Raw genomic sequence first — 7,132 nt, 5'->3', positions numbered from 1 at the left:
CTCGCTCGCTCCGCTCGCCGCTCGTGCCGCTCATGTCTGGCGTTTCCATGGTCGCGTTCGCTGCGCTCACCGCTCCGTGACGCGGGGTGGGAATGGGCCCGGTCGCTCGCTCGCTCCGCTCGCCGCTCGTGCCGCTCACGTCTGTGCCTCCACGAGTCGGGGGTCCAAGATCTCTTCGAGCGCGCGACCGCACATCGTGAAGGCGAGCGCGACGAGGATGATGCCGAGACCAGGCGCGAGGTAGTACCACCACGCGCCGAGCGTCACCGCGGCGCCGTCGAACGCGTTCTCGAGCACGACCCCCCACGAGATGCGCAACGGATCACCGAGCCCCAGGAACGACAGCGTGCTCTCCGACAGGATCGCGATCGGCACCGTCAACGTGAGGTTGGCGAAGATCAGCGGCATCACGTTCGGAAGGATGTGGCGCGAGATCACGTGCCAGTGCCCGGCGCCGAGCCCGCGCGCCCGATCGACGTAGAGCCGGGTCTTCACCGACAGCACCTGCGCGCGTATCAACCGCGCGGTGCCCGGCCACGACGTGATCCCGATCACGAAGATGATGTTGCTGAGCGAGCGGTGCAGCACCGACGCGAGCACGACCGCCAGCGGGATGAACGGGATCACGAGGAAGAACTCGGTGATCCGCATGAGGACGCCCTCGGTGCGCCCGCCCGCGTAGCCGGCGACGATGCCGAAGCCCGCGCCGAGCGCGATCGCGATGATCGTCGCCGCGAGCCCGACGAACAGGCTGATGCGCGAACCCCAGACGAACAGCGTCCAGACGCTGCGGCCGAGCTCGTCGGTGCCCATGATGAAGTGCGAGCTCGGCGCGGCGAGCGTCGGGTTGTGCGTCGTGTTCGTGACGTCGAGACCCTTGCTCGACGTGATGAGCGGCGCGAATACCGCGATGCCGACGAACACGACCAGGATCGCGAGCCCCACCATGCCCTGGAGGCTCGAGCGGTACGTGCGCCACACCCGCGCGAACGCGCGCCGGCGTCGCGCGCGGACGATCGCGCGCGCGCTCGTGCGCGCGGGCGGGACGGGCGCAGACGCCGGCGCCGGCGGCGCGGTCGTCGTCATCCGACGCGGACCCGTGGATCGAGGTAGCCGTACAACAGGTCGGAGACGAGGTTCGCGACGATCACTGCGCCGGTGAAGAGCAGGAAGAGTCCCTGCAGCATCGGGAAGTCCTGGTTCGCGACCGCGTCGGCCGTCGCCTTGCCGAGCCCGGGCCACGAGAACACCTGCTCCACCGCGATCGCGCCGCTGAGCACGAAGCCGAGGTTCAGCGTGACGAGCGTGACCGTCGGGAGCATCGCGTTGGGTACCGCGTGGCGCCGCCGGACGAGCGCGTCACGCAGGCCGCGGGCGCGCGCGACCTTGAGGAAGTCCTCGCCCATCACCTCGATCAGCGAGGAGCGCATCACGATCATGTACTCGCCCATGTAGCCGATCGTCAGCGTGAGGGACGGCAGGATGAGGTGCTTCGCCTCGTCGATCAGGTGGCTGAAGCCGGCCCCGCTCGCCGACGGACTCTGGATGCCCGACGTCGGCAGCACCTTGAAGCTGAACGCGAACGCCGCGAGCAAGAGCATGCCGAGGAAGAAGTCCGGCGTCGCGTACGTGAACATCGAGATACCGGTGGCGAAGCGGTCGAACCAGCTGTTGCGCTGCCACGCGGACTTGATGCCGAGCAGCAACCCGATGATCGTCGAGAGGATCGTCGAGAGTCCGACGAGCCAGATCGTCGGCCAGATCGCGTTTCCGATCTCGTACGTGACCGGACGGCCGGCCTTGAACGACGTGCCGAGGTTCCCGTGCAGCGTCTGCTTCATGTAGAGCCAGAACTGCGCCCACTTCGACTTGTCGAGGCCGAACTGGTGGCGCAGGCGCGCCTTCACCTCGGGCGGCACGTTGCGGCCGCGCAGGAAGCTGCCCACCGGATCGCTCTTCACGATCCGGAACAGGAAGAAGTTGAACACGAGCACGACGAACAACGTCAGGATCGACCCGACGATCTTGCGGACGACGAAGCGCGTGCTCACGGAACCAGCCCTTTGCTGGCGGTCGTTCGGTTACTCGCGGAGATCCGCGGTACGGCGGCGGTTCATCGCCAGGACGATTCCGACGATGACGCCGAGCGCGACGATCACGAGGATGATGATGATCACGACGCCGCTGCTGCTCGAGCCGCCGCCGGTGCCGGCCTGCTTGACGTCCGTGTAGTTCAGGAAGTCATTGGCGATCATCACCGGACCGTCGGGCTTCGGAACCGGCGTGAAGCCCGTGAAGCGGTCGTGGTTGTAGGCCTGCAGGTTCTGCGCACGGAACATCACGACGTAGGGCACGTCGTTGTAGAAGATCTGCTGCATCTCCTGCACTTCGGCGATGCGCTTCGTCTCGTCGAGCTGCGAGCGTTGCTGGGTGTAGAGCTCGTCGTACTTCTTGTTGCAGTAGAACGCGTCGTTGTACGAGCCGTCGTCGGGCGCCTTCGGCACCTGGCCGCAGGTCAGGTACGACAGCTGCGCGTCGGGGTCGGTGAACGGTGTCCAGCCCCAGGTCGCCATGTCGAACGTGCCCGCGTTCTCGATGGGCGTGAGCTGGTCCTCGCTCACGGTCTTGACCGTCGTCTTGATGCCGATCTGCTTCAACCAGCCCGAGATGTACTGCGCGTCGGGCGCCTCGATCGACGAGCCCGAGCGGATGTCGTAGCGGAGGTTGATCGGCTTGCCGCCACCCGGCATCTCGCGCACGCCGTCGTGGTTCGTGTCGAGATAGCCGGCGTTGTCGAGGATCTTGTTCGCTTCCTTGATGTCGAACTTGTACGGGTCCTTCACCGGATCGAGGTCCCAGCGCGGTGCGAGCGCGACGTTCATCGACTGTCCGACGACGCCGTAGCCGTTCAGCACCTTGTCGACGAGCGTCTGCTTGTCGATCGCGTGCGCGATCGCGATGCGGACGCGGGGGTCCTGGAGCGCGGCGTTGCCGTTGCCGACCTTCGCCTTGCCGTCGGACTCGGTGTTCAGCGTCAGCATGCTGAAGCTGCCGTCGTCGGCGGCGACCGCGGTGAGCTTGGAGTCGGCCTTCACGCGCGGGAAGAGACTGGCCTTGATGTCGCTGGCGGCGTCGATGACCCCGTTCTGGAGGTCCTGCACCATCGTCTCGTCGTTCGTGTAGAGCTGGAGCGTGATGCCGTCGATGTGCGGCGCGCCGCCGAAGTAGTCGGGGTTCGCCTTGAACTTCGTGTACTGGCCCTTCTTGAACGTCTGCAGCCGGAACGGGCCGGTACCGATCATGTTCGAGTTCGAGAAGGTCCCGACATCCTTCGTCGAGACCTGCGACCACTGTTTCTTCTGCAGGATGTACGCAGGGATGTACGGCATCCGCGGGTCGGGCTTCTCGGTCTTGACGACGACCGTGTACTTGTCGGGAGCGGTGATCGACTTGAAGCCGCTGACGAACGTCACGAAGTTCGACCACTCCTCCTTCTTCATCCGCGAGAGCGTGTACACGACGTCGTCGGCCGTGAACGGCGTGCCGTCCGACCACTTCACGTCGTGGCGCAGGTGGTACGTCCACGTGAGGCCGTCGCTCGCGACCTTCGGCACGTTCGTCGAGAGCTCGGGAACGGCCTTGAGCCCGTCGGCGCTGAGGTTGAGCAGCGTGTCGTACTCGAGTGTCCACGCCTCGTACGCCGCGACGCTCACGCCGGAGTACGGGTTGAGGCTGTCGATGTCCTGCTTGACGCCGATCGTGAGCACGACCGGCTTCTTCTTCGTCGCCGCGGTTGCTTGTACCGCGCCGACGGTGATCGCACCGAGCGCGATCGCGATCGTCAGCGCGGCTGTTCCGAGTCGACGGCCCGTGCCGGACATCGGGTGACCCCCCAGTATCTTCGTGACTCCTGGCCCCTCGTGTTGCCTGCGGGATTCTTCGGCCCGTGACGCGCGCTGTCAAGACCGCCTTGGAACGCGCGCGCGCCGGCGGTCGGCGACGATCCGCGCGACGACACCGAGTCCGGGGATCCCGGTCACCCCGCCACCACCGTGCGTCGCGGATCCCGCTTGATACAGATTCGCGATCGGGGTGCGGAAGTCGGCGTAGCCCGGCGCGGGTCGCAGATGGAACATCTGGTCGGCCGACAGCTCGCCGTGGAAGATGTTCCCGCCGAGCAACCCGTACTCGTGCTCCATGTCGTAGGGCCCGATGACCTGCCGGTGGAGGATCGACGCGGTGAAACCGGGCGCGACCCGCTCGACGCGCGCGATCACGCGATCGGCGTAGGCGTCGAGCTCCGACGACATCGGCTTGGCCGCGTACGCGTGCGGGACCCACTGCGTGAACATCGACATCACGTGCTTGCCCTCGGGCGCAAGGGAGCGGTCGAACACCGACGGGATGCAGATGTCGGCGAAGGGCACCTCGGCGGGGCGGCCCGCGACCGCGTCCTGGAACGCGGTCTCGATCTCGGCGAGCGAGTCGGCGAGCACGATCGTGCCGCCGTGCACCTCGGGATCGAAGCCGGGCTTGGCGCGGAACTCGGGTAGCCGGTCGAGCGCGAGGTTCACCTTCACGACGCCACTGCGCGACCGCCAGCGCTCGATGTCGGTCACGAAGTCGTCAGGAAGATCGGCGCGGTCGATCTGCTCGAGGAACGTGATCTTCGGATGCGTCGTCGCGATCACAACGTCGGCGCGCACCTCCTCGCCGGACTGGAGGACCACTCCCGAAACGCGACCGTTCCGAACTTCTATGTGGTGGACGGGCGCGTCGGTGCGCACGGTCGCGCCGAACGACTCCGCCGCACTGCGCAACGCACCGGTCACCGCGCCCATACCGCCGGCCGGGAAGCCCCACGACGCCATCTGCCCGTCGCCGACGTCGCCGATCTTGTGGTGCGCCATCACGAACGCGGTGCCGGCCGAGCGCGGACCCGCCCAGGTGCCGATGATGCCGCTCACCGCGAGGACGCCCTGCATCTGCGGAGACTCGAAGTAGTCGTCGAGCAGGTCGGCGATGCTCGCGGTGAAGAGGCGCGTGACGTCGGCGACCGCGCGCGTGTCGAGCCGGCGCAGCTTCCACGCGAGTTGCGACTGCGACACGAGGTCGCGCGGTCGCTTCGAGCCGAGCTTGGGTGGGACCGCGGTGAGCAGCGGGCCGAGCTCGCCCGCGAGCCGGCCGAGCCACGCGTCCCAACGCTCGATGGCATCCGCGTCGCGCGGCGAGAACTTCGCGATCTCCTCGTGCCGCCGGCGCGGGTCGTCGTCGGGGAGCTGCAGGTACCGGCCGTCGGCGTGGGGCGCGAAGTATCCGTGCTGTCGGTACACGTGGTAGCCGTGGCGTGCGAGGTCGAGCTCGCGCAGCACCGTCGGCGGCATCATGCTCATCACGTAGCTGAGCGCGGTGACCTTGTACTCGGGGCCCCACGGCTGCTCGGTGATCGCGGCGCCGCCGACCTGGGCGCGCCGCTCCAGCACGGTCACGCGCGCGCCCCGCTTCGCCAGCAGCCCCGCGGCCACGAGCCCGTTGTGCCCGCCGCCGACCACGACGACGTCGAACGGTTCGGTCGCGCGCGCCACGGTCGCTCAGGCTACGCGGCGTCGATCACCCGGTCGACGCACCGCGCGAACCCCTCGCTCGTCGCGGCCGCAGAATCTCAGGAGCGCCGCGCCGACGCGTCAGGCCGCCTTGTCTCCGATGCGGTCGTTCATCTTCTTCGCGAGTGACGTCTCGGTCGTGCGGTCGAAGGGTTCGCCGGTGCTGAACGCCTCGAGCTCGACGCCCGCGCGGTCGCGAGCAACGAAGAGCAGGTCGACGTAGAAAGTCATCGCGGTTCCGCCCGAGGTCGCGGTCAGCTGCGCCGTGTAGCCAATGGAGCGACCGCCGATTCCGGGAGAGAACTTGGTGACCGTCGTCGGCCCGAAGGTCACGCCGGTCGGCGCGGAGAGCTTGGTCGTCGCCTCGAAGAGCTGCTGGAGGCACTGCGTGATCTTCGGGTTGGTGAGCTCGCTCCAGCCCTGGTCGATCTGGCTCGTCTTCGGATCGATCTCGACGCTGCTCGCGAGTGAGGAGGAGTTCTTCGTGAACACCGGCGAGTGGGCTCTCTGCGCGCCGGGAGTGTCGTCGAAGATCGTGGTGCTCACGTTCAGGCACTTGGCGAACTGTTGCCTCACCGCTACCGGCGTGTCGTTCGACGCTTGATAGGGCTTCGCGAAGTAGCTCGGAAGGTCCGCCGCAGTGAGCACCGAAGCCTTCGCAGCCGAGAGGTCCGACGCGGAACCGGAGTGCTTCGCGCTGCTGCCACACGCGCCGAGCGCAACCACCAATGCGACGACGCACGTCGCGCGAACCGACCTGGTGAGCATGGCTGCCGATCCCTTCCAGCCCAGCAGGGTGCTGAAGCCACGACCGCCGGTCGAGCAGTCGTTCCCCTCGCGTCGCGTTGCGGAAACCCCGCCGGTCCGACCGAGCCGCCGCGCGGCCCGGTCCGAGCACGACGGCGCGTTCCGGCGGTCGTCGTTCCGGGTAACGCGGTGCCGTGCTGGCGGCTCTCGGCATCGCGGTGGTCGGCGTGGTTGTCGTCGTGCTCGGCGTCGCGCTCAACGATTGGGGGATCCACGGATTGCTCTATCGCCGCTACCGGAACCGCTCGGCACGCGCGCGGGGACACGTGGAGCCATATCCCAACGGCCATCTCCGTCCTGACGCTCGACGACTCGCCCTCGAACGACGCCGCGCCCGGCGGCCTCTGCTGCTGGTGTTCGCGGTCGGACTCGTCGTCGTCGGCGTCGCGAACGAGGTCGCGCGCGCCAACCGCACGACGCGCATTCGCGGTGTCGGAGAGATCGTGATCGGTGTCGTCGCGCTCTTCGTCTGCCTCCAAGCGAGCGCGAAAGGCCCGGCGTGACCGCGGTCGACATCGGTCTCGTCCCGATCGTTCAACCGCTCCGGCCTTCGAAACCGCTGAGCGCCGCGAGCACGAGGTCGCCGAGCGTGTCGAGCACGTAGCCGCCCTCCTGCACGAGCACGGTCGGCCGGTCGAGCGACGCGAGGCGTGCGCCGATCGCGCGGTAGCCGTCGGCCGTGACCGCGAACGGGCTGTTGGGATCGTCGGCGGCGCCGTCGA

General features: G+C 67.9%; 7 protein-coding genes. 1 reads left to right on the top strand and 6 read right to left on the bottom strand.

All coding sequences use genetic code 11. The features are described from left to right. Positions 1–135: 135 nt before the first annotated feature. From VH914_20620 to VH914_20600, 5 genes are all read right to left on the bottom strand, one after another. Entirely contained in the window at positions 136–1,086 is a 951-nt protein-coding gene (locus VH914_20620) for an ABC transporter permease (GenBank protein HEX4493619.1), read from the bottom strand. Continuing rightward, positions 1,083–2,051 carry an ABC transporter permease gene (locus VH914_20615; GenBank protein HEX4493618.1) on the bottom strand — a complete coding sequence of 323 codons (969 nt, stop codon included), beginning with the start codon at positions 2,049–2,051 and terminating at the stop codon, positions 1,083–1,085. The genes VH914_20620 and VH914_20615 overlap by 4 nt, the downstream gene beginning before the upstream one ends. Positions 2,052–2,081: 30 nt before the next feature. Next, on the bottom strand, positions 2,082–3,881 hold the full coding sequence (locus tag VH914_20610; protein HEX4493617.1) for an ABC transporter substrate-binding protein: 1,800 nt from the start codon (positions 3,879–3,881) through the stop codon (positions 2,082–2,084). Positions 3,882–3,959: 78 nt separating this feature from the next. Further along, entirely contained in the window at positions 3,960–5,585 is a 1,626-nt protein-coding gene (locus VH914_20605) for an NAD(P)/FAD-dependent oxidoreductase (protein ID HEX4493616.1), read from the bottom strand. Between the two features lie 99 nt (positions 5,586–5,684). Next, positions 5,685–6,371 carry a hypothetical protein gene (locus VH914_20600; GenBank protein ID HEX4493615.1) on the bottom strand — a complete coding sequence of 229 codons (687 nt, stop codon included), beginning with the start codon at positions 6,369–6,371 and terminating at the stop codon, positions 5,685–5,687. A gap of 173 nt (positions 6,372–6,544) precedes the next feature. Between VH914_20600 and VH914_20595 the strand changes: the two genes are divergently transcribed. After that, complete coding sequence (locus VH914_20595) at positions 6,545–6,913, top strand: hypothetical protein (protein HEX4493614.1); 369 nt, start codon at positions 6,545–6,547, stop codon at positions 6,911–6,913. A 31-nt stretch (positions 6,914–6,944) separates the two neighbouring features. Here the strand turns inward: VH914_20595 and VH914_20590 are convergent. Then, a partial coding sequence (locus tag VH914_20590; protein HEX4493613.1) for a histone deacetylase family protein occupies positions 6,945–7,132 on the bottom strand: 188 nt, incomplete at its 5' end.

It is taken from the genome of Acidimicrobiia bacterium (assembly GCA_036271555.1).
In the GTDB taxonomy this organism is placed as follows: Bacteria; Actinomycetota; Acidimicrobiia; order IMCC26256; family PALSA-610; genus DATBAK01.
Note: the sequence above shows the minus strand (reverse complement) of the source record. Positions and strands in the feature narration are given on the sequence as shown.

What these genes read in the sequence shown, in the direction of transcription:
- VH914_20620 (HEX4493619.1), bottom strand. Translation starts at nt 1,086, where the DNA reads ATGACGACGACCGCGCCGCCGGCGCCGGCGTCTGCGCCCGTCCCGCCC.
- VH914_20610 (HEX4493617.1), bottom strand. Translation starts at nt 3,881, where the DNA reads ATGTCCGGCACGGGCCGTCGACTCGGAACAGCCGCGCTGACGATCGCG.
- VH914_20600 (HEX4493615.1), bottom strand. Translation starts at nt 6,371, where the DNA reads ATGCTCACCAGGTCGGTTCGCGCGACGTGCGTCGTCGCATTGGTGGTT.